Raw genomic sequence first — 22627 nt, 5'->3', positions numbered from 1 at the left:
TTACTCGTAGCCGGAACGGCGCAGCAATGCGGGCAGGGCGAACAGGCCGAACACCACCATGCCGACCGCCACCGCGGCGAAATTCCAGGTGACGTCGGCCTTCAGCCACGCCACGGCAAGACCGCCGAGCACCGCGATCGCGGCACGCAGCAGCGCGGCGAGCACCGAGGCTTCCATGCGGCGCGTCGCCTGCCCGGCGCAGTACAGCACATAGCCGAGTCCGAAGAAGCCGAAGAATGGCCCGACGCGATGCAGATACGCCGCGCCGACCTGCAGCACTGCGGGGTCGCGGCTGAACAGTCCAATCCAGGCCTCGGGGAAAGCGGCTGCCGCAAGCCCGATCGTTTCGGTCAGCGCGCATGCCATCGCGATGCCGATCCACGACGTCTTCACGGCGCGGTCGATCAGGCCGGCGCCGAGATTGGCACTGATCACGATGCCGACCGGGCCGCCGATGCCGTAGGCCAGCGGCACCAGCAGAAACTCGAGCCGCGAGCCGGCGCCGTAGCCGGCGAGCGCCTCGACGCCGCCGAGCGCGACATAGGCGGTGACGATCGCGAGCGTCAGATTGGTGGTGGCTGATACCACCGCCGACATGCCGCCGACGCGGAGAATGGCGAGCGCCGGCGCCAGCGTCAGCCGCGGCACGCGCAGCGACGGCTTGAGCGCGCCGAAGCCGCCCCAGAGGTAGACGGCGTAAGCCAGCGTTCCCAGCGTGTAATAGGCCAGCATCGCGACGGCGCCGCCGGCGGCGCCGAGCCCTCCATAGCCGAAGCCGCCGAAGATCAGCAGCGGCGACAGCGGAATCAGGATCAGCGCGCCGCTGCACACCACGATCACCGGCACCAGCAGATTGCCGGTGCCGCGCACCACTGCCATCAGCAAATTGAACAGCCAGATCGGAATCGCGCCGGCAAAGATGATGAACGAATAGGACAGCGCGATCGCCAGCGGTTGTCCGGAAAGCCCCATCGCGGCATAAAGGCTCGGGCCGAATGCCAGCATCACTGCGGTCGTCACCACGCCAAGCGGGACGCCGATCGCGACCGCGTACCAGGCATACGCGCTGGCGTCTCCGGCCCGGCCGGTGCCGAGCGCGCGCGCCACCGTGGTGACGAAGCCGCCGCCGATCGCGCCCTGCGCGATCGCCACCACCAGCGACGCCAGCGGAAACACCGGCGCTACGCCGGCCAGCGCGTCGACGCCGATGCGCGACACGAAATAGACTTCCAGCAATCCGATCAGGATCTGCACCAGCATCACGGTGGCGTTGGGCAGCGCAAGCCGCAGGATCAGCGGCGCGATCGGATGCTCCAGCAGCATGCGGGTGCGGGCGTCGAGGTCTGCGGCCGGCTTGCGGGATGGCGCGTTCGTGTTGCGCGGAGGATTCGTGTTGGCCGGCGTCGCGGTCGCGCAAGCCCGGCTGCTCGCGCGGGACTCGCCGCAGGCGTTGTCGACTTGCGGCTGCGCGTCGGTTCGGCGCAACAATACTACGGTCGCGTTCATCGCTGATGCTCCATCTCGGCACCTGTCCGACTACGCCCGGCGCCGCCGCGGCGCGAACGATATGATTTGACAGCACTTGTTAGCGTTCCTAACAATTGCCTGATGGCACCGTTACCGCCGCTGGAAACCTTGCGGGTGTTCGAGGTGGCCTGCCGCCACGGCAGCTACTCGGAGGCGGCGCGCGAGCTTAACGTCACCCACAGCGCGGTGAGCCAGCGCATCCGCCAGCTTGAAGAGGACCTCGGCCTGACGCTGTTCGAGCGGCAGGGCAACCGGATGATGCCGACGCCGGCCGCGCTTCGATTGCAGGCCGGCGTCAAGGGCGCGTTCTCGGAACTGGGCGCCGCGCTCGGCAGCCTGCAGACCCGCCGGAGAGATGCCGAACTCACCGTCAGCCTGCTGCCTGTGATGGCGGCGCGCTGGCTGGTGCCGCGGCTGTCGCGTTTCACCGCGCGGTTTCCCAACATCAATCTCCACATCAAGAGCGGCCAGCCGCTGGCCAACTTCAAATCCGACGGCGTCGATATCGCGATCCGGTTCGGCACCGGCGACTGGAAGGGGCTGCGCGCCATCAAGCTGCTCGACGAGGCGTTCTTTCCAGTGTGCAGCCCCAGCCTAAACGGCGGCCGGCTGCCGAAGGATCCGGTCGCGATGCTGGCGGGGCCGCTGCTGATCGATCGCAATCTGTCATGGCGCGCCTGGTTCAAATCCGCTGGGCTTACGCTCGATCGCGACATCGCCGGCACCTCCTTCACCGATAGCAACGCGCTGATGGAGGCCGCGGTGATGGGGCAGGGCATCGCGCTCGGGCGAAAGTCGTTCACGCGCTCGGACATCCTGGCCGGCAGACTGGTGCGGCTGTCCGACCACAGCCTGCGCGTAGCCTATTGTCATTACGCGGTTTACCCGGTTGCGTCGGAGTCCAACCCGGCGCTGCGCGCGTTCCGCGACTGGCTGATCGAGGAGGCGCAGCGTGGCTGACGCGCGATGAGATCGGCTGAATCAGGCGGACCGCAGGCTCGCTTCGCCTCTCCCGCTTGCGGGGGAGGCCGGATCGCATCGCAGATGTGATCCGGGTGGGGGCTATTTCCGCGATACGATTCGTCGAGAGACCCCCACCCCAACCCTCCCCCGCAAGCGGGAGAGGGGGCCGACTGCAATGCCGGCAATACTGCGATCCCATAGCGACAAGCTTGGGGATGAGGGGTTTATACAATTTCGGAATATTGGAAGAATATCCCTGACTTGCCCGACATGTCAAGCACCTGGTCGACAGCACCTGGTCGAATAGCTGCCTGATCGCACACCCGACTACCGCCGTCGGCTACTTTGCATGGGGTTGTTTTTCGGCATTTGGGGGCACCCCCTCGCGACGGCGACTATGCCGGCTCGATCAACGCCACGACGTCGCCGGCGCGCAGGGTCTGGCCGGGCTTGACCGGCAGCGACGTGATGCGGCCGGCGGCGGGTGATTGCACGCTGATCTCCATCTTCATGGACTCGATGATCGCCAGCACATCGCCCGGCGCGACCGTTGAGCCTTCCTCGACCAGGATCTTCCAGATGTTGCCCGGCACCTCCGAAAAGGCGCCGAGATGGCCGTCGGGAATGCCGGTCGCGCTCGCCGCCGCATCGATCGATTCGGCCGGCGCCTCGTCGAGCTTCATCTCGCGCCAGCGCTGGCGTTCGGCATCGAATGCGGCCTGCTGCGTCGCCTTGAACGCCGCGATCGACGGCCGCGCCCCGGCCAGGGATTTTGCAACCTCGGCGTAGCTGAACTCGCCGTCCTCGATCCTGACGTCATATTGCCCGTGCGGGAATGCAGCGCGGGCGTCGAGCAGTTCGTCGGCATCGACCGGGAAGAAGCGGATCTGATCGAAGAAGCGCAGTAGCCACGGATGGCCCGGCTTGAACGCCGGTGTCGTGCGCCAGCTGTTCCACACCTGAATGGTGCGCCCGAACAGCTGGTAGCCGCCCGGTCCTTCCATGCCGTAGATGCACATATAGGCGCCGCCGATGCCGACCGCGTTCTCCGGCGTCCAGGTTCGCGCCGGGTTGTATTTCGTGGTCACCAGCCGATGCCGCGGGTCGATCGGCGTCGCCACCGGCGCGCCGAGATAGACGTCGCCGAGGCCGAGCACGAGGTAGCTGGCGTCGAACACGATGCGGCGGACGTCGTCTTCGCTGGCGAGCCCGTTGATGCGGCGGATGAACTCGATGTTCGAGGGACACCACGGCGCATCCGGCCGCACCAGCTCCTGATACTTGCGCATCGCAAGCTCGGCCTGCGGGTCCTTCCAGGACAGCGGCAGATGGACGATGCGGCTCGGCACGCGCATCGCATCGACCGGCGGCAACTCCTGCTCGACGCTGCGCAGCGCGTCGAGCAGTTTCCGCCGCGACAGCGACGTGCCGTCATAGTGGATCTGCAGCGAGCGGATGCCGGGCGTCAGATCGATCAGGCCCGGCAGTTTTGCCGCCTCCAGCGCCTGCGCCAGCACGTGCACGCGCAGCCGCAGCGCGATGTCGAGCTCCATCGGGCCATACTCGACCAGCAGATTGTCGTCGCCGGCGCGGCGGTAGACCACCGGGATAGGGCCGTCGTCGTTGCGTCCGACGATAGCCGAGCCGAGATCGGACGCGCGCAGCACGGTGGGACCGGCAATCGGATCGTCACGCCGCGCGGCGACGAAGCGCACGGTGTCGCCGGGCTTGAGCTGCCCGATCTTCCAGAGCTCGTCGCGCGCGACCACGGCCGGGCAGACGAAACCGCCGAGGCTCGGTCCGTCAGGACCGAGGATGATCGGCATGTCGCCGGTGAAATCGATCGAGCCGACCGCATAGGCGTTGTCGTGGATGTTCGACGGATGCAGCCCGGCCTCGCCGCCGTCTGCGCGCGCCCAGCGCGGCTTCGGGCCGATCAGCCGCACGCCGGTGCGCGCGCTGTTGAAATGCACCTCGTAGCTCGCCGAGAACAACGTTTCGATGTCCTCGTCGAGAAAGAAGTCCGGCGCGCCGTGCGGGCCGTAGACGACACCGATCTCCCATGCGCGCGCAAGCTGCGGCCGTTCGCTCTCAGCGATCCGTTGCGGCGCGGCGAGGCCGGGCCGTTCGGCCCCGACATGCAGCACGTCGCCCGCCTTCAGCGCGCCGGTGGCGTGGCCGCCGAATGCGCCCAGCGTGAACACGGCCCGCGACCCCAGCACCTCCGGCACGTCGAAGCCGCCGCGAACGGCGAGATAGCTGCGTTGCCCGGGACCGTGAATGCTGCCGATCGCGAGCGTCTGTCCCGCACGCACCGTGACCGGCTCGTCGAACGCGACCTCGGCGCCGTCGAGCGACGCCTTCATGCGCGCGCCCGACAGCGCCACCGTCGCATCGGTGTTGAAGCGCAGCGTCGGGCCGTTGACGGTCAGCTCCAGCGCGGTCGTCGTTTCCGGATTTCCGACTGCGCGGTTGGCGAGACGGAACGAGCGCTCGTCCATCGGCCCGCTCGGCGGCACGCCGACATGCCAGAGATGCAGGCGGCCGGGCAATTCCTGAATGCCGCTCTGCGCACCCGGCGCGACGACGTCGATCGTGCGCGGGCGATAGCTGAATTCGCCGAGCACAGAGGTCGCGACCTTGCCGCTGCGAAACACCTCGGACGCTGCGATCGCGCGCAGATAGGCGAGGTTGGTCTCGATGCCTGCGACGACGGTGTCGTCGAGCGCCTTGGTCAGCCGCGCGATTGCATCGTCGCGGGTGTCGCCGGCAACGATGATCTTGGCCAGCATCGGATCGTAGAACGGCGACACCTCGGTGCCGGTCTCGATCCAGCCGTCGATCCGCGCCTCCGGTGAAAACACCACGGAGGTCAGCCGCCCGGCGCTCGGGCGGAAGCCTGCGCCGGGATTTTCGGCGTAAAGTCGCACCTCGATCGCCGCGCCCTTCGGCGAGAGGTCGCCAGCCTGGCCCAGCACATCCTCGCCTGCGGCCTGCCGGATCATCCATTCGACGAGGTCGACGCCAAAAACCTGCTCGGTCACGGGGTGCTCGACCTGCAGGCGGGTGTTGACCTCGAGGAAGTAGAAGTCTTCACGCGCGACGTCGTAGATGAACTCGACGGTGCCGGCCGACTCGTACGACACGGCCTTGCCGAGTGCCACCGCGGCGGCATGCAGCCGCTGCCTGATCTCGGCGGACAACCCAGGCGCGGGGGTTTCCTCAAAAACTTTCTGGTTGCGCCGTTGCAGCGAGCAGTCGCGCTCGCCGAGCGCCACTACGTCGCCCCTGCCGTTGCCGAAGATCTGCACCTCGATGTGACGCGCGGTGGCGACGAACCGCTCGAGATAGACCCGGGCGTCGCCAAAACTGGCGCGCGCGGTGCGCTGCACCGATTCGAAACGCTCGCGCAGCGTCGCCGCGTCATGGCAGAGCTGCATGCCGATGCCGCCGCCGCCGGCGGTGCTCTTCAGCATCACGGGATAGCCGATCGTCTCCGCCTGCAGCAATGCCTCGTCGATGGTCTCGAGCAGGCCGGAGCCCGGCAGCAGCGGCACGCCGCTGGCTTCGGCAATGGCGCGGGCCTTGTGCTTGAGCCCGAAGGCGTCGAGATGCTCCGGCCGCGGCCCGATGAAGGCGATGCCGTGCTCGGCGAGCCGCTCGGCAAAACGGCGGTTCTCCGAGAGAAAGCCGTAACCGGGATGCACGGCCTGCGCCCCCGTCGCAAGACAGGCCGCCATGATCGCGTCGACGCTGAGATAGCTCTCGGCGGCCGGCGCCGGGCCGATCCGCACCGCCTCATCGGCCTCGAGCACAGGGGAGGTGAAGCGGTCGGCATCGGAATAGACCGCGACCGAACCGATGCCCATCCGCCGCAATGTTCTGCCGATCCGCCCGGCGATCTCGCCCCGGTTGGCAATCAGGACCTTGCTGAACATGCCTCACGACTCCGGCGCGAAGATCGTGACCTGCACCGGCGTCGGGAAGAAGCCATTGCAGGGGTTGTTGATCTGCGGGCAGTTGGAGATCAGGCAGAGCACGTCCATCTCCGCGACCAGCTCGATGGTATCGCCGGGCTTGGAGACGCCGTCGACCACGGTGAAGTTGCCGGCGGGATCGATCGGCACGTTCATGAAGAAGTTGAGGTTGGGCACGATGTCGCGCTTCGACAGGCCGTATTTTGCGGCTTCGAGCACGAAGTTCTCGCGGCAGGCATGCTGGTAGCGGGTCTGGTGGCCGAACCGCACGGTGTTGCTTTCGCAGGAGCAGGCGCCGGCCGAGGTGTCGTGCAGGCCGCAGCTGTCGGCCACCACGCGCAGCATCACGCGTCCTTCGTTCGACATGATCCTGGTGCCGAGTCCGACATAGGCCGAGCCCTGCGCGCGCAGCGTATCCTGGCCGCTGTAGCGCTCGCCAAAATCGTCGGCGCAGTAGAACAGGGTGTCGACGGCCTGCTGGCCGTGGGTATCCGTGATCCGCAGCGTTTGCCCCTTGCGGATGATGGCCGACCACGGCTTGCGCGCGGCAATCTCGACGTCGAGGATGATGCGCTTGCTCATCGCACGGCTCCTTCGCTGGGCTGGCCGAGATACATCGCGTTGTTCTCGAAGGCGCGAACCGCTTCCGCGGTCGCGGTGCGGCACAGATCGTCGGCAGCAGGCGCGGGCGCCCGATAACGCACGATCCCGACGTCCGCCTGCGGATAGGTGTTCGCGGGATCGAGCGGATGCGGACAGTTGGACAGCGCGACCAGCAGATCCATCTCAGCGCGCAGGTCGACGAAGTCGCCCTTCTGTCGGCGCTGTTCGGACCAGATGAACTTGCCGTCGGCATCGATCGCAACCGGCGCGAAGAAGCTGACGCAGGGATGCACGTCGCGGCGGTCGAGCCCGAGCTTGCTTGCTGCGAGGATGAAATTGTCGCGGGTGTTGCGGAACGCGCCGTCGCCGTACTTCGCCGCGTTGGTCGCGGCGGTCGAGCCGCCGACCACCGCATCATGCGCGGCGCTGGTGTCCTCGGTGATGCCGAGCAGCGCGCGTCCCATATCCGAGAGCAGCACGCGGCCCTTCTGCAGCCGCGCCGCCCACTGCACCTTGATGGTGTCCGCGTGATTCAGCCGCTCCGAGGGATCGACGGCATTCCAGGCCAACAGGGCGACGCATGATGTTCCCGACGTGTTGACGATACGCAAGGCGTCGCCGCGGTCGAGGCGCGTCGTCCAGTACCAACCTGCTGGAATTTTCTCGCGGTGAATGACCGCCCTGGCGTCAATCGGCGCGGCGTCGCGCTGGGTCGGCGCCGGCAGTGCGCGCGGTGCGTGCTCCTGTCCCGCCGCCTTCAATTCGTTGTATCGCCGCGTATGCGCCGCGACCTCGGCCTTCTGTTCCTCGGTGAGGATCATGACTGCTCCTTCAAGACAAGGGCGCCGGGTCGTCCCGGCTGATGCTCCTTGCTTGACCGGGTCGTCCCGGCCGGAGCTGGATTGGTGTCCTGCCGCGCGTCTGCAAAACGGCGCGGAAAGATCTCGAGGTCGCGCGACACGGTCGCGCCATAGCGTTCGCGTTCTTCCGGCCGGTTACGGTGCCGCTCCAGCGCGATCACGCGGGTGGCGAGGCCAAAGGCTTCGCTGAGGTCGTGCGTCACCATCACGACCGTCAGATGGGTCTCGTTCCAGAGGCGCTTCATCAACAGATGGATGTCGGCGCGGATGCCCGGATCGAGCGCGCCGAACGGCTCGTCGAGCAGCAGGATCTTTGGGCCGCGCATGATCGCCTGCGCCAGCGCGAGCCGCTGCTGCATGCCGCCCGACAGCGCCGACGGATATTTGTTCTCCTGGCCGGCGAGCCCGACCTCGGCCAGCAGCGCCATGGCCTCGTCTCTGGCCGCGCGCCGCGCCGCGCCGAACAGGCGGCCGATCAGTTTCGAGTCGCGCAGTTCGCGGCCGAGCATGACGTTCTGCAACACGGTCAGATGCGGAAACACCGAGTAGCGCTGGAACACCACGCCGCGGTCGGCGTCCGGTTCGCCGGGTAGCGGCTTGCCGTCGACCAAAATCTGTCCGCGCGTCGGCTGCTCCTCGCCGAGCAGCATCCTGAGCAGCGTGGTCTTGCCGCAGCCGGAGGGACCGACCAGCGCAATGAACGCGCGCGGCTCGACTTCCATCGTGATGCGTTCGAGCACGATGTGATCGCCATATTCCTTCCAGACGTCGTCGAAGCGGATCGCGCTCATTCGGCCCTCACCGACGCAAACCACGGAAACGCTCGGCGCTGCAGCACGCGCAGACCGGCATCGATCAGGAACGCCAGGAGCGTGATCCAGGCGACGTAGGGAATGATGATGTCCATCGCGAGATAGCGGCGCACCAGGAAGATCCGGTAGCCGAGCCCGGAGTCGGAGGCGATCGCTTCGGCGGCGATCAGAAACAGCCAGGCCGGTCCGAGTTGCAGCCGCAGCACGTCGATCAGCCGCGGCAGCGTCTGCGGCACCGCGACCCGCAGCGCGATCTGCCAGGTCGAGGCGCCGAGCGTCTGCGCCTTGACGATCTGCTCGCGCGGCAGCTCCTGCACCTTCATGGCGAGGTCGCGGATCATACAGGGCAACGTCCCGATCACGATCAGCGCGATCTTGGAGTTCTCGCCGAGCCCCATCACGATGAACAGGATCGGCAGCAGCGCCAGCGGCGGCACCATCGAGGTGACGGAGACGAACGGGCCGAGCAGGGCATTGGCACCCGGCAACAGCCCGATCACTATGCTGAGCACCAGGGCTGCCGCGGTCGAGATCGCCAGCGCCGAGCCCAGCCGCCCGAGGCTCGCGACCGTGTCCGACAGCATCAGATGGCTGCCGGAGCGCGGGTCGATCTCGAACGCCATTTGCTTGACGGCCTGCACCATGCTGGGCAACGCCGGCAGCAGCTTGTCGTTGGGATTCTCGGCGAGCCGCGCGGTGGAGCCGGCGAAGTAGGCGATTGCGACCAATACGAACGGCAGCGCGAGAAGATAGAATCGCGTCTGCCGGCCCGGCCGTATGTTCACAAGTCGCATGGCGAGCTCCTGCGTAAAGCTATTCCGCGGTCAGAGCTTGCCCTTGGCGGCGTCGTCCATGTAGGTCGGATCGAAGCGCAGCTTGACGTTCGACTTGTCGCCCAGCACCGACTTGTCGGCGAGCTCGATGCCGACGGCGTCGGCCGACTTCGCGCCCTTGCCGAGCAGGTCCTTCTCGAACAGGAACTTGCGCACGCGGTCCATGGTCGCGCCGACGGTCTGGCTGCGGGTGAAGGCTTCCGCATCCGCCGCCTTGTCGAACAGTTTTGTCGACGCGAGCTGGCTGTCGAAGCCGGCGAGGTCGGTGCCGGAGGCCTTGGCCATTGCCTCCTTGGCGGCCTTCGCGGCCTCGTCGTTCGCCGTCATCTTGGAGATCGTCTCGTACCAGATGCCGGCCAGCGCCTTGGCGAAGGCGGGATTGTCCTTGGCGACCTGGGTGTTGACCACCATCAAATCCATGATCTCACCGGGGATCTGCGAGGAATCGAACACCTTCTTGGCGTCGGGCGAGCCGAGGATTTCGGTGACGATCGGATTCCATGTCACGACAGCGCTCACGTCCGCGGTCTTGTAGGCGGCCGCCATGTCGGCATCCGACGTGTTGACGACCTTGATGTCCTTCTCGCTCAGCTTGCTGCTTTCCAGCGCGCGCGCCAAGAGATAGTGCGACACCGAGAATTCGACCAGATTGACACTCTGGCCTTTGATCGCGGCGAGATCGGACTTGTTCTTGAGGATCACGGCATCGTTGCCGTTGGAGAAGTCGCCCATCACGATCGCGGTGGTGTCGACGCCGCCGGCGGCGGGGATCGACAGCGCGTCCATGTTGGTGATGGTCACGGCGTCGAAGCCGCCGGCGGTGTACTGGTTGATCGATTCGACGTAGTCGTTGAACTGCTTGACCTCGATCTCGATGCCGTATTTGTCGGCCCACTTCTTCACGATGCCGGTGTCGGCGGCATAGCCCCACGGCATCCAGCCGACATAGATCGACCAGGCGACCTTGAAGCTTTTCTTCGGTGCGGCGTCGGCGGCGGGCGCCGCCGCAGCAAGCACGACGGCGCAGGCGATGATGACAGAGCGAAAGAAGATGGTGAGTTTGTTCATTGCCGATCCCTCTTGCGAAATTTCACAAAAAGGGAGTGGCGAAAGACCATCGCTCCGCCAATCCCTTGGCTAACGAGGTCTCCCGGGCTTTTGTCCCGCCGTGCACCTGCGGGGATGTCTCCCCCGCAAGCGGCTGCTCTCGGACCAGCGCCTTGCTGCTTGCAAGACCGGAACCCTAGCGGCCAACTCACCACCCTGTGATGCACGAGCCGTGCCACGGCTCGCTCGGTTGAATCGCAAGAGATTTCAGCCGCGCCGGCCGTCCGATTTGCTACCGCGCGCGGGCATCGTGCCTAAAGACTGTGCAGCAGCTGCCGGAAATTGGCTCTGTCAATTCGCCGGCGGCGCGCGCACGATCGTGACGTTCACCTGTTGGGGAGCAGCCTCGATGCGCACCCTGTTGCGCGTGTTATGTGACGGCTTCTGGCGCGGACTGCACGGCCGTTATGGCCGGACGCCGCATTGCGGCCTCGGCAACCGCTAGGCCTCTTCGCCGCCCCGCGCGATCGCCGTCGCGCCGATCATCCTATGCGCTTCATATGCGGCTGAGCCCGCAGCGCTCTCGAATTCATATCCCGCCCTATTGCCCGCGAGACAAGCGCGCCCGCGACGAGTTCTATGGACCGATCGGCGCGGGCGCGAAACCAACGGGTGATAGCATGCCTTCCATTCAGGCCGCCGCGGGCGACAGGATAATCGAGCCGATGATTGCGCTTGCCGGCTGCTCGACGCAGCAGCGCATCCTCGTTGCCGGCGCGAAGAGCATGGAGTTGATGTTCGATCTGCACCGGCGCGGCTATCTGCGCGCGGCGGCGACCGGCAATTGTGGCCGTCCGGCCGGCCAGTATGACACCGCGCTGGTCGACTGGCGGCGCCGTCCGCTGCGCACGCTCGACACGACGTTGGACTGGCTGACGAACTACCTCGGCGCCCGCGCGGTGCTGGTGGTCTGGCTCGATGCCCAGAAGGCGTCGGCCAACGAAAGTCTGCGCGGTTCGCTGCAAAGCCGCGGTTTTGTGATCGGACGTGACATCGTGCACGAATGCGGCTGCGCGCTGTCGGCGCGCCGGCTGCAGGCGCGGCCGCTGCAATTGGCGGCCTGACGAAAGACGCTGCTTCTCCTCGAAGGATTCCAACATGTCCAAGGTGCGACGCGCGATCATTCGCGAGTGGATGACGCTCGCGCGCGAGCAGCGGCAATTCCCCGCGCAGGCCTCGGCTTTCGCGAAGGTCGCCATCGCGCGGCACACGCTGCCGCGCCGCCGGCGCACGGCGCAGGACATCGTCATGGGCTGGTGCGGCCGCGCACCGGGCGGCCCTGATTTGGCAGCATAGACGGCGTAGCCTGGATGAGCGAAGCGATATCCGGGGCTGCTGGTCCCGCATGTTGCTTCGCTCATGCGGGCTACGGACGATAACTAACGTGACGACCGTCGACTGACCTTCTTCTTCGCGGGCTTCGCCGCCGCGGCCGTCTTGCCCGCCGGCCGCACCCGCAAACCATCCACGAACACATCGAGCAGCCGCAGCGCGGTCGCCTGCCAGCCGGGCTGGTCGTGCATGTAGCACATGCCGATCAGCGCGCGCAGCACGTCCTCGGCGCTGATGTCGCCGCGGATCTCGCCGGCCGCGACCGCGCGGGCGAGCAGGGTGCCGATCGCCTTGGTCAGGCGGTCGAACGAATAGGCGTACAGCTCGGTCGAGCCGTGCGCGACCAGCGCCAGCGCCGAGATCATGCCCTTCTTGGTCGCGACGAACTCGACGTTGGCGCGCATCCAGCGCCGCAGCGCCTCGACCGGCTCGGGCGCGCATTGCAGTTGCTCGGCAAGATCGCCGAGCTGCTCGACCTCGCGGCGATAGACCGCCTCGAACAGCGCCTCGCGGGTCGGGAAGTGGCGATAGAGCGTGCCGATGCCGACGCCGGCCTGCCGCGCCACCGCTTCCAGGCTCGCCTCGCTGCCGCCGGCCGAGAACACCGCTTTGGCAGCTTCCAGCACGCGTTCGCGGTTGCGCACCGCGTCGGCGCGCGGCTTGCGAACAATTTCTGTTGAGCGACCGGCCATCGTTTTTCTTTTCACCCTCCCTTGTAAACGGAGGATGCCTCCGTATATGGCGACCAGCATCCGGCCTGACAAGGCGCGCCGACCCTCCATCGGCGGGCCACGGCGCCGTGTTGCCTCGATTCAACCGACCATACACGGATCGGAGCCCTGCATGAATCTTCCCATCAGCCTCACCATCAACGGCGTCAGGCGGGACATTGTTCTCGACGACCCCCGCGTCACCCTGCTCGACCTGCTGCGCGAGCGGCTCGATCTCACCGGAACCAAGAAGGGCTGCGACCGCGGCCAGTGCGGCGCCTGCACCATTCTGGTCGACGGCCGCCGCATCAATTCCTGCCTCGCGCTCGCCGTCAGCCATGACGGCGCCGAGATCACAACCATCGAGGGCGTCGCGCAGGGCGACCAGCTGCATCCGGTGCAGGCCGCCTTCATCGCCCATGACGGCTTTCAGTGCGGCTTCTGCACACCGGGCCAGATCATGAGCACCATCGGCCTGATCCAGGAAGGCCAGGCCGGCGATGATCCGGAGCGCGTCCGCGAATGCATGAGCGGAAATCTGTGCCGCTGCGGCGCCTATGCCGGGATCACCGAGGCCGTGCTCGACGCGCAGGCCAACATGACACACGCAAAGCAGAGGCGCTCCGCATGATGAACTTTGATTATGTCCGGCCGGCCAACGTCACCGAGGCGATCGCGGCGGCCAGCGAGAAGGGCGCGACCTATCTGGCGTCCGGCACCAATCTGCTCGACCTGATGAAGGGCGGCGTCTGCCGGCCGAGCCGGCTGGTCGACGTCACGCGGCTGCCCGGGCTCGACCGCATTGAGCGTCTTGCCGACGGGTCTTTGCGGATCGGCGCGCTGGTGCGCAACGCCGATCTCGCCCATGACGCCGAATTTGCCTACGCCTATCCGGCGGTCGCCGAGGCGCTGCTGTCCGGCGCATCGGCGCAGCTTCGTAATGCCGCGACCGTCGGCGGCAATCTGATGCAGCGGACGCGCTGCGCCTATTTCTATGACGTCGGCAGCGCCTGCAACAAGCGCTGGCCGGGCGCCGGCTGCGACGCGCTGAAGGGCGAGAACCGCCTGCACGCGGTGCTCGGCTGGAGCGAGGGCTGCATCGCGACTCATCCGTCCGATTTCTGCGTGCCGCTGGTCGCGCTCGACGCCGTGGTCGAGATCGAGGGCAAGGACGGCCGGCGCGAGTTGCCGCTCGAGGCGCTGCACCGTCTGCCCGGCGACGCACCGGCCCGCGAGACCGAACTGGAGCGCGGCGACCTGATCGTCGCGCTACGGCTGCCGGCCCAGGCCAAGGACTTTGCCGCGCATGCGCGCTACATCAAGGTGCGCGAGCGCACGTCCTATGCCTTTGCCGTTGTCTCTGCCGCAGCACACCTGCGTATCGGGGACGGCAAGATCGGCGAGGCGCGGCTCGCGCTCGGCGGCGTCGCCGCAAAGCCGTGGCGGCCGCGCGAGGCCGAGCAAATCCTCGCAGGCGGTTCGCCTGACGCTGCCCTCTATCGCGAGGCGGCGCGCGCTGCGCTCGCCGATGCAAAACCGTCCGGCGACAACGCCTTCAAGATCGAGCTCGCGCAGCGCATCGTCGTGCGCGCGCTCTCGCTTGCTGCCCAAGGCACCCCGGCGCGCATTCCCGCGCTGCCCGGCTCTCCCTTCTCCTCCGTTGCAGGAGCCTGACGCATGACGCTTGAGATCAGTCTGACCCGCGACCCCGCCCATCTCCGGCATGGCTCGAACATCGGCCAGCCGCTGACCCGCACCGATGGCATTTTGAAGGTGACCGGTAAGGCGCGCTACGCCGCCGACAATCATCCGCCCGGCATGCTCTATGCCGTGATCGCGACGAGCTGCATCGCGCGCGGCCGTGTTACCTCGCTCGATGTCGCCGCGGCAAAGCGCCATCCCGGCGTCGTCGACGTGATGACGCCGTCGCACAAGCCCGAGCTGGCGGAAGACCCCGACGCCAAGGGCAATCCGTTCGCCTTCCGCATGGAGCTGTTGCAGAGCGATGCGGTGCGCTACGCCAACCAGGCGATCGCGGTCGTGATCGCCGAGACGCTGGAGGCCGCGACCGAAGGCGCCGCGCTGCTGTCGCCGCGCTACCAGGTCGAGATCGCGCGCGTCGGCCTCGAGGCCGGCGAGGCCTATGCGCCGCCGGTGGTCGGGATCGGCAACCCGGCTGAAGTCGTCGTCGGCGATATTGATGCCGGCCTTGCTGCAGCGTCGAAGGTGACCGATGCGACCTACGAGACGCCGGCGCAGTATCACAACGCGATGGAGCCGCACGCCATCGTCGCGGTGTGGGACGGCGACCGCCTGTTCATCGACACGCCGAGCCAGGGCATGGCGTTCGCGCAGATGCGCGTCGCCGGGCTGTTCGGCATTCCGCCCGGCAACATCCATGTCAACAGCCCGTTCCTCGGCGGCGGCTTCGGCTCCAAGGGGCTGATCTCCGGGCCGCAGGTGCTCGGCATCATGGCGGCCAAACTGGTCGGGCGTCCGGTCAAGCTGGTGCTCCGGCGGAGCCAGATGTACGGCCCGGTCGGCCACCGCCCGCCGACCCGGCAGCGGCTGCGCATCGGCACTGATGATGCGGGCATGCTGACCGCGATCGATCATCACGCGCGGATCGTGACCTCGAGCTTCGACGATTTCTACGAGCCCGCCGCCGACGCTTCGCACACGCTCTATGCCGCACCCGCGATCCACACCGCGCATGAAGCGGTGCGCGTCGACACCGGCACGCCGCTGTTCATGCGCGCGCCGGGCGAGGCCACCGGATCGATCGCGCTGGAGAGCGCAATCGACGAGGCGGCGTTCGCCTGCGGTATCGATCCACTGGAGTTTCGGCTGAAGAACTACGCCGAGGTCGAGCCGACCACCGGTAAGCCGTTCTCCTCCAAGGCGCTGCGGCAGTGCTATGCCAAGGCCGCCGAACGCTTCGGCTGGGCGCGGCGTCCGCTTGCGCCGAAGCAGATGCGCGACGAGAACGGCTTTCTGGTCGGCTGGGGCATGGGCACCGCGACCTTCCCGGCGATCATGTTCCAGGGCAATGCCCGCGCCGTGATCCGCGCCGACGGCAAGGGCGTGATGGAGACCGGCGCGCACGACATGGGGCAGGGCGCCTGGACCGCGCTGGCGCAGATCTCGGCTGACTCGCTCTGCCTCGATCTCGATCAGCTGACGTTCCGCTCCGGCTCGTCCGATCTGCCGGATGCCGGCATCGCCGGCGGCTCGGGGCATACCGCAACCGTCGGCGCCGCCATCCACAATGCCGGCGCGGCGGTGATTGCCAAGCTCGCCGAGCTTGCGACATCGGATGAACGTTCGCCGCTGTTCGGCGCCGGCAATGCCGGCGTGATTGCGCGCGGCGGGCGGCTGCATCGCCGCGACGACGAGGCTCGGAGCGAAGGCTATGCCGAGATCCTGGCGCGCGCCGGGCTCGCCGAGGTCGACGGCACCGGCAGCGGCGCGGCCGATCCGGCGGCGCAGTCGCGATATGCGATGCATGCGCATGGCGCAGTCTTCGCCGAGGTCAAGGTCGATCCGGAGCTCGGCCAGATCCGCGCCACGCGCATGGTCGGCGCCTTCGCCGCGGGCCGCATCATCAATCCGCTGCTGGTGCAGAGCCAGCTCTATGGCGGCATGATCTGGGGCCTGTCGTTCGCGCTTCATGAGGAGGCGGTGATGGATCATCGCTCGGGCCGCATCCTGAACGCCAACCTCGCCGAGTATCATGTGCCCGTGAATGCCGACGTGCCGCCGATGGACGTCATCACCGTCGACGAGCACGATCCGCACGTCAACGCGCTCGGCATCAAGGGCGTCGGCGAGATCGGCATCACCGGCAGCGCCGGCGCCGTCGCCAACGCCGTCTGGCACGCCACCGGCGTCCGCGTGCGGCGGTTTCCGATCCGGATCGAGGAGGTGGTGATGGGGTTGGGAGGCTGACCCCTCTCACCGTCATTGCGAGCGAAGCGAAGCAATCCATTTCACCGCGCGTGCGGAACGATGGATTGCTTCGTCGCTTACCCTCCTCGCAATGACGGCGGAGAGGTTGAGCGAGAACTATCCCCACCGTCGTCCTGGCGAAAAGCCAGGACGACGGTGTCATCCCGCCGCCGTCACGCAATTCACCCACAGCACCACGGCCTTGGCATCACGCGCGGGATTGGAAAACCGGTGCGGCCGGCGGCTGGCAAATCGAAAACTGTCGCCCTGCTTCAGCGTCCACGTCTCCGTATCCACCGTCAGCGTCATCTCGCCTGATAGCACGAGACCGGCTTCCTCGCCGTCATGAGTGTAAAACTCGTCGCCGGTGTTGCCGCCGGGTTCGAGATGCACCAGGAACAGATTGAGCCGGCTCTCGCTGCCGGCCGGGCTCAGCAATTGCTTTGAAATTCCGGTGCGCCACAGTTTCAGCTCGGCGCGCTGCGGCTCGCGGGTGACGACGCCGCCGGTGCTGTCGTCATTCGGCGCGGCACCGAACAGCGCCGCGATGCCGACGCCGAGCACGTCGGCGAGCGTTGCCAGCACGCGCAGCGAGGGCGACGACAGGCCGCGCTCGATCTGGCTGATGAAGCCGATCGACAGCTCGGTGCGTGCCGCCACCGTCTCCAGCGACATCGCCTTGCCGCGGCGCAGGTCGCGGATGCGGCGGCCGACCGCGAGATCCATCGGCGGCTCGGCCGGCTTGCTGGCCGGCTTTCTGACAGGTTTTCCGGCCGGCTTTTTCGCGGCGCGGCGTGCCGTCGCGGGCCGCGCTGCCGCCGCTTTGCGCATTCTCTTGCCGCCGCTCACGTCAATCCGCTTCCTTCATGTGCATGAAAACCGCTTGCATTGGCCGCGATTTCGTGACCACAATTTCATATTGGTGAAAATAGGCCGGAACGGCGTCGCCCGCAACAACAAGCTCAGAAACCGCGGGCGATGCGGCGCCGGGACCAGCTTCGGGAGGTCGTGCAATGTCGTTTCAGCGTCTCGTCCAGGCCGCGTTGGCGGCGCTTGCCCTTGTCTCGATCCCGGCCCTGAGCGCGCCGTCGCAGGCGCAGCAGGTGCTCAAGGTCGGCTCGACGCCGACCGGCATCCCCTTCACCTTCCTCGACACCAAGACCAACTCGATCCAGGGCATCATGGTCGATCTCGCCACCGAGATCGGCAAGGACGCCGGCTTCACCGTGCAGATCGAGCCGATGCAGTTCTCGGCGCTGATCCCCTCGCTGACCGCGAACAAGATCGACATCATCGCCGCCGCGATGTTCGCCACCGCGGCGCGCAAAGAGGTGATCGACTTCTCCGACGCCGTCTACACCTATGGCGAGGGGCTGATGGTGCCGAAGACCGACAGCAAGGCCTACAGCTCGCAGGAGGACCTGAAGGGCACCGTGGTCGGCGCCCAGGTCGGCACCGCGTTCGTCGATGCGCTGAAGAAGACTGGGCTGTTCAGCGAAGTCAAGGTCTACGACACCATTCCGGACATCCTGCGTGACGTCAATTCGGGGCGGCTGAAGGCCGGCTTCGCCGACTATCCGATCCTCGCCTACAATCTGCAGCAGGGCAATTTCGCCGACGTCCGCCTGGTCGACAGCTACAAGCCGGTCACCGTCGGCACGGTCGCGATCGGCGTGCGCAAGAGCGACACCGAACTGCTCGGCAAGATCAATGCGTCGCTGGCGAAGCTGAAGGCCAACGGCACGATCGCGAAGATCTTGGAGAAGTGGGGCCAGAAAGCCAACGCGTCGTGATACAGCAGGCCGCGAACGTGCTCGAGTTTGAACACGTGACTCTCTCCACGTCATTGCGAGCGAAGCGAAGCAATCCATCGGCCGGCACACGCGGAGGGATGGATTGCTTCGTCGCTGCCGCTCCTCGCAATGACGCGCGCGGATGCATTTGGAGCGTCTCGCTCGCCATCCCTATGAAGCCGCACACTTAGCCGATGCAAAAATTCTTCCATGACGCGGTCGAGTTCGTGCCGATCCTGCTGCAGGGCGTCTGGCTGACCATTGTCGTCACCATCGGCTCGCTGTTGCTGTCGACCGTGCTCGGGCTGGTGTGGGCCTTGATGCGGGTCTCCGGCATCGGCTTCTTCGTCGGTCTCAGCGCCACGCTGATCAACGTGATCCGCGGCATCCCGATCATCGTGCTGCTGTTCTACATCTACTTCGTGATGCCCGATTTCGGCATCGCGCTATCAGCGCTGCAGGCCGCGATCATCGGGCTCGGCATCGCCTATTCGGCCTACCAGGCGGAAAATTTCCGCGCCGGCATCGAGGCGATCGACAAGGGGCAGATCGAGGCGGCGCAGACCATCGGCATGGGCTGGTGGCTCACCATGCGCCGCGTGGTGCTGCCGCAGGCGGTCAGGATCATCCTGCCGCCCTACGGCAACATCATGATCATGATGCTGAAGGATTCCTCGCAGGCCTCGACCATCACGGTCGCCGAGCTCGCGCTGCAGGGCAAGCTGATCGCCTCTTCGACCTTCAAAAACACCAGCGTGTTCACGCTGGTCGCGCTGATGTATCTCACCATGAGCATTCCGCTCATCCTGCTGGTTCGGCATTTTGAGAACAAGGCGAACCGGAAATGATTGAACTGAGGGATGTCCATAAGAGCTTCGGCAAGGTCGAGGTGCTGAAAGGCATCACCGCGTCCGTCGCCAAGAGCGAAGTGGTGTGCATCATCGGGCCGTCGGGTTCCGGCAAGTCGACCATCCTGCGCTGCATCAACGGCCTCGAAAGCTACGATGCCGGCGACATCACCGTCGAAGGCGCGCGGGTCAACCGCGACGACCGCTCGATCGTTTCGATCCGCACCCAGGTCTCGATGGTGTTCCAGCGCTTCAATCTGTTCCCGCATCGCACCGCGCTCGAGAATGTCATCGAAGGCCCACTCTATGTGAAGAAGGAGCCGCGCGATCAGGCGATCGCGCGCGGCCGCGCGCTGCTGGCGCAGGTCGGGCTCGCCGACAAGGCCGACGTGCATCCGCCAAAACTATCCGGCGGCCAGCAGCAGCGCGTCGCCATCGCCCGCGCGCTGGCGATGCAGCCGAAGGCGATCCTGTTCGATGAGCCGACCTCGGCGCTCGATCCCGAACTGGTCGGCGAGGTGCTGTCGGTGATGCGCAAGCTCGCCGACGACGGCATGACCATGGTGGTCGTCACCCACGAAATGGGCTTTGCCCGCGACGTCGCCGACCGCGTGCTGTTCATCGACGGCGGCGTCATCGTCGAGCAGGGCGCCGCCAAATCTGTCCTCAACCAGCCGCAGCACCCGCGCACGCAAGACTTTCTGCGGCGCGTGCTGCATCCGCTCTGATCCGGTCGCATCTTATGTCTCCACCTGTCCGCCTGCCGCTGCCACCGAGCCTCTATGCCGACACCGCAGTCGAACCGACGCCGACCTCGCCGCTGACCGCCGACAAGAGTGTGCCGGTTGCGATCATCGGCGGCGGCTTCACCGGGCTGTCGACCGCGCTGCATCTTGCCGAGCAGGGGGTGTCAGCGACCGTGCTGGAGGCGCAGGAGCCGGGCTGGGGCGCCTCCGGCAACAATGGCGGGCAGACCAATCCGGGGCTGAAGCACGATCCCGACCAGATCGAGGCCGATTTCGGCGCCGATCTCGGCCGCCGCATGATCGACTTCTCCTACGGCACCACCAATTTCACGCATGATTTGATCCGCCGCTACCAGATCCCCTGCGAGGCGCGGCAGAACGGCACGCTGCGCGCCGCCTACAACGAAGCCAGCGCGGCGGCGATCGCGACCACCGCCAAGCAATGCATCGCCCGCGGCATGCCGGTCAAATTGCTCGACGCCGCCGAGATCCGCGAGATGACCGGCAGCGACCGCTATCTCTGCGCCATGCTCGATGCCCGCGGCGGCGATCTGCATCCGCTGAGCTATGCGCGCGGGCTGGCGCGTGCCGCGATCGACGCCGGCGCCGCGGTGCACGGCGAGACGCCGGCGCGGCGGCTGACCCGCGACGGCGGCCGCTGGCGGATCGAGACGCCGCGCGCGGTGGTGCATGCCGACAAGGTGCTGCTCGCGACCAATGGATTTACCGATGATCTCTGGCCAGCACTCCGCCGCAGCATCGTGCCGGTGTTTTCCTCGATCGCCTGCACCGCGCCGCTGTCCGACGCCGTCGCACGTTCGATCATGCCGGGGCGGCCGGTGCTGTACGAGAGCGGCCACATCACGGTCTATTACCGCATCGACCAGCGCAATCGCCTGCTGATGGGTGGCCGCGGCCCGATGCGCTGGATCAGCAAGCCGTCCGACGTCGCCTATCTCATCAGCTACGCCGAACGGCTGTGGCCGCAGCTTGCCGGCGTCGCCTGGACCCATGGCTGGAACAGCCGCCTCGCCATCACCGCCGATCACTATCCGCACGTGCATCAGCCCGCGGAGAACCTCCTGATCTCGCTCGGCTGCAACGGCCGCGGCGTCGCGCTCTCGACCGCGATGGGTGCGCAGCTCGCCCGCCGCCTGATCGACGGCAAGTGCGAGATCGACATGCCCGTCACGGGCATCAAGCCGATCCCGCTGCACGCCTTCTGGCGCGTCGGCGTCACCGCCGCGGTGCTGACCGGGCGGGTGCGCGACCGGCTCGGGGTGTGAAACCCGCGAGCTATTTTTTCGCGAGGATTCTCAGCTCCGCCGTCGCCTTGGCGACCGTCACGTCCTGGGCATCGATCAGGTCGGCCTCGACAATCATGTCGCGCTCGGTGCGGGAGACCACTCTTGCCTTTGCGATGATCGGGCCGACGCTTGCGGCCTTGAGGAAGCGGGTGTTCAAACTCTTCGTCACCACGGTCTGGGTCGAGGGAAGCGCGGCCAGCGCGCCGAGGCCGGTCGCCGAATCCAGCATCGCCGCCAGGAAGCCGCCCTGGATCGTTCCGTGCCGGTTGGTGAATGACGGGTGCGCCTGGAAGCGGATCGATGCGGTCTCGCCATCGAAGCCCAACCATTCGCGTCCGAGAAGCTGGGCGCCCGGCGGCACATCTGTGCTCTGATCGTTCATGTCGCCGACCGCCACCACGGATACTGGCTCGGCATGTCCTCCGAGACCTTGCCCGGAAAGGCCGGCTTCCGCTTCTCGATGAAGGACTGCACGCCTTCGCGCACGTCGGGGTGGCCGCCGCGCTCGATCGACATCGGCTTGTCGATCGCGAGCAATTCGAAGGGATCGGGTGCGCCGGCGAAGCGCCACAGCAACTGCCGGGTCAGCGCGACCGATACCGCAGAGGTCTCCGCCGTCATCTCCTCGGCGATCTGCCGCGCGCGATCCAGCAGCGCGGTGGGCTCGACGACCTCGCTGACAAGGCCCCCCTTGAGCGCTTCGTCGGCATCGAAAGTGCGACCGGAGAGCGACCAGCGCAATGCCTGCGGCAGCCCGACGAGTTTGGGCAGGAACCAGGCGCTGCCGGCCTCCGGCACCAGACCGCGGCGTGCGAAGATGAAGCCGACCTTGGCGCCCCTTGCGGCAATGCGCACGTCCATCGGCAGCGTCATGGTGATGCCGACCCCGACCGCAGCGCCGTTGATCGCGGCGATCGAGGGTTTCCGGCAGTTGAAGATCGCCTCGACGAAACGGCCGCTGCGCTGGCCGGCGCTTGCGAACACGCCGGCGCCGTGGCTGCCCGACGTGTCAAAGCTCTTCGCGCCGCCAGAGACATCGGCGCCGGCGCAGAACGCACGGCCGGCACCGGTGACGATGACGGCGCGGACATTGTCATCCATGTCGGCACGCTGGAAGGCGTCGGCGATCTCGGCGCCCATCGTCCCGGTATAGGCATTGAGCTTGTCCGGTCGGTTGAGCGTCAGGATCATCACGGAGCCGTCGATGTCGCACGTGATCTGTTCGTAGCTCATGGCGGCCTCCTTTTGACGACGCTGTTCT

General features: G+C 66.9%; 21 protein-coding genes and 1 riboswitch. Of the genes, 10 read left to right on the top strand and 11 right to left on the bottom strand.

What is annotated here, in order from left to right:
- The gene (locus XH93_RS32350) at window positions 1–1506 is read right to left on the bottom strand and encodes an MATE family efflux transporter (protein ID WP_194470562.1); all 1506 of its coding nucleotides are present in this window, start codon (window positions 1504–1506) and stop codon (window positions 1–3) included.
- A gap of 102 nt (window positions 1507–1608) precedes the next feature.
- Between XH93_RS32350 and gcvA the strand changes: the two genes are divergently transcribed.
- A complete protein-coding gene (gene gcvA, locus XH93_RS32345; protein WP_194470561.1) occupies window positions 1609–2487 on the top strand; it encodes a transcriptional regulator GcvA in 879 nt (292 codons plus the stop codon).
- A gap of 398 nt (window positions 2488–2885) precedes the next feature.
- On the opposite strand, the gene uca is transcribed toward gcvA, so the two are convergent.
- Genes uca through XH93_RS32315 form a run of 6 tightly spaced genes read right to left on the bottom strand, consistent with a single transcriptional unit; the run spans window position 2886 to window position 10643 of the window.
- Entirely contained in the window at window positions 2886–6428 is a 3543-nt protein-coding gene (gene uca / locus XH93_RS32340; protein ID WP_194470560.1) for an urea carboxylase, read from the bottom strand.
- A 3-nt stretch (window positions 6429–6431) separates the two neighbouring features.
- On the bottom strand, window positions 6432–7049 hold the full coding sequence (locus XH93_RS32335) for an urea amidolyase associated protein UAAP2 (RefSeq protein ID WP_194470559.1): 618 nt from the start codon (window positions 7047–7049) through the stop codon (window positions 6432–6434).
- Window positions 7046–7891: an urea amidolyase associated protein UAAP1 gene (locus XH93_RS32330; protein ID WP_194470558.1), complete on the bottom strand. Its 846-nt coding sequence runs from the start codon at window positions 7889–7891 to the stop codon at window positions 7046–7048. Before XH93_RS32330 ends, XH93_RS32335 begins: the two co-directional genes overlap by 4 nt.
- A complete protein-coding gene (locus tag XH93_RS32325) occupies window positions 7888–8721 on the bottom strand; it encodes an ABC transporter ATP-binding protein (RefSeq protein WP_194470557.1) in 834 nt (277 codons plus the stop codon). Before XH93_RS32325 ends, XH93_RS32330 begins: the two co-directional genes overlap by 4 nt.
- Window positions 8718–9536 carry an ABC transporter permease gene (locus tag XH93_RS32320; protein ID WP_194470556.1) on the bottom strand — a complete coding sequence of 273 codons (819 nt, stop codon included), beginning with the start codon at window positions 9534–9536 and terminating at the stop codon, window positions 8718–8720. The genes XH93_RS32325 and XH93_RS32320 overlap by 4 nt, the downstream gene beginning before the upstream one ends.
- A gap of 30 nt (window positions 9537–9566) precedes the next feature.
- Window positions 9567–10643 (bottom strand): putative urea ABC transporter substrate-binding protein, encoded by a 1077-nt coding sequence (locus XH93_RS32315; RefSeq protein ID WP_194470555.1) that lies wholly within the window; start codon window positions 10641–10643, stop codon window positions 9567–9569.
- A gap of 77 nt (window positions 10644–10720) precedes the next feature.
- Window positions 10721–10833, bottom strand: a riboswitch (guanidine-I (ykkC/yxkD leader).
- 469 nt (window positions 10834–11302) lie between these two features.
- On the opposite strand from XH93_RS32315, the gene XH93_RS32310 reads away from it, so the two are divergent.
- Window positions 11303–11746, top strand: a complete 444-nt coding sequence (locus XH93_RS32310) for a hypothetical protein (RefSeq protein WP_139485855.1) — start codon at window positions 11303–11305, stop codon at window positions 11744–11746.
- 34 nt (window positions 11747–11780) lie between these two features.
- On the top strand, window positions 11781–11978 hold the full coding sequence (locus XH93_RS32305) for a hypothetical protein (RefSeq protein WP_194470554.1): 198 nt from the start codon (window positions 11781–11783) through the stop codon (window positions 11976–11978).
- Window positions 11979–12061: 83 nt separating this feature from the next.
- Here the strand turns inward: XH93_RS32305 and XH93_RS32300 are convergent, their stop codons facing one another.
- Window positions 12062–12706: a TetR/AcrR family transcriptional regulator gene (locus XH93_RS32300; RefSeq protein WP_139485857.1), complete on the bottom strand. Its 645-nt coding sequence runs from the start codon at window positions 12704–12706 to the stop codon at window positions 12062–12064.
- A 151-nt stretch (window positions 12707–12857) separates the two neighbouring features.
- Between XH93_RS32300 and XH93_RS32295 the strand changes: the two genes are divergently transcribed.
- Genes XH93_RS32295 through XH93_RS32285 form a run of 3 tightly spaced genes read left to right on the top strand, consistent with a single transcriptional unit; the run spans window position 12858 to window position 16672 of the window.
- Window positions 12858–13355, top strand: coding sequence for a (2Fe-2S)-binding protein (locus XH93_RS32295; RefSeq protein WP_194470553.1), 498 nt, complete (start codon window positions 12858–12860; stop codon window positions 13353–13355).
- On the top strand, window positions 13352–14398 hold the full coding sequence (locus tag XH93_RS32290) for a xanthine dehydrogenase family protein subunit M (protein WP_194470552.1): 1047 nt from the start codon (window positions 13352–13354) through the stop codon (window positions 14396–14398). Before XH93_RS32295 ends, XH93_RS32290 begins: the two co-directional genes overlap by 4 nt.
- A 3-nt stretch (window positions 14399–14401) precedes the next feature.
- Window positions 14402–16672, top strand: a complete 2271-nt coding sequence (locus XH93_RS32285; protein ID WP_194470551.1) for a xanthine dehydrogenase family protein molybdopterin-binding subunit — start codon at window positions 14402–14404, stop codon at window positions 16670–16672.
- Window positions 16673–16831: 159 nt separating this feature from the next.
- On the opposite strand, the gene XH93_RS32280 is transcribed toward XH93_RS32285, so the two are convergent.
- Window positions 16832–17503, bottom strand: a complete 672-nt coding sequence (locus tag XH93_RS32280) for a cupin domain-containing protein (RefSeq protein ID WP_246799354.1) — start codon at window positions 17501–17503, stop codon at window positions 16832–16834.
- A 182-nt stretch (window positions 17504–17685) separates the two neighbouring features.
- On the opposite strand from XH93_RS32280, the gene XH93_RS32275 reads away from it, so the two are divergent.
- The 4 genes from XH93_RS32275 (at window position 17686) to XH93_RS32260 (ending at window position 21345) form a co-directional block, all read left to right on the top strand.
- The gene (locus XH93_RS32275) at window positions 17686–18465 is read left to right on the top strand and encodes an ABC transporter substrate-binding protein (RefSeq protein ID WP_194470549.1); all 780 of its coding nucleotides are present in this window, start codon (window positions 17686–17688) and stop codon (window positions 18463–18465) included.
- A 194-nt stretch (window positions 18466–18659) separates the two neighbouring features.
- Complete coding sequence (locus tag XH93_RS32270) at window positions 18660–19313, top strand: amino acid ABC transporter permease (RefSeq protein WP_194470548.1); 654 nt, start codon at window positions 18660–18662, stop codon at window positions 19311–19313.
- Complete coding sequence (locus tag XH93_RS32265) at window positions 19310–20041, top strand: amino acid ABC transporter ATP-binding protein (RefSeq protein ID WP_194470547.1); 732 nt, start codon at window positions 19310–19312, stop codon at window positions 20039–20041. The genes XH93_RS32270 and XH93_RS32265 overlap by 4 nt, the downstream gene beginning before the upstream one ends.
- Window positions 20042–20055: 14 nt before the next feature.
- A complete protein-coding gene (locus tag XH93_RS32260; protein WP_194470546.1) occupies window positions 20056–21345 on the top strand; it encodes an FAD-binding oxidoreductase in 1290 nt (429 codons plus the stop codon).
- A gap of 10 nt (window positions 21346–21355) precedes the next feature.
- Here XH93_RS32260 and XH93_RS32255 read toward each other — a convergent pair whose 3' ends face one another.
- On the bottom strand, window positions 21356–21748 hold the full coding sequence (locus XH93_RS32255) for a PaaI family thioesterase (RefSeq protein ID WP_246799353.1): 393 nt from the start codon (window positions 21746–21748) through the stop codon (window positions 21356–21358).
- Window positions 21745–22599: an enoyl-CoA hydratase-related protein gene (locus XH93_RS32250; protein ID WP_194470545.1), complete on the bottom strand. Its 855-nt coding sequence runs from the start codon at window positions 22597–22599 to the stop codon at window positions 21745–21747. Before XH93_RS32250 ends, XH93_RS32255 begins: the two co-directional genes overlap by 4 nt.
- Window positions 22600–22627: the final 28 nt, after the last annotated feature.

The organism is Bradyrhizobium sp. CCBAU 51753 (genome assembly GCF_015291565.1).
GTDB classification, from domain to species: Bacteria; Pseudomonadota; Alphaproteobacteria; order Rhizobiales; family Xanthobacteraceae; genus Bradyrhizobium; species Bradyrhizobium ivorense.
Note: the sequence above shows the minus strand (reverse complement) of the source record. Positions and strands in the feature narration are given on the sequence as shown.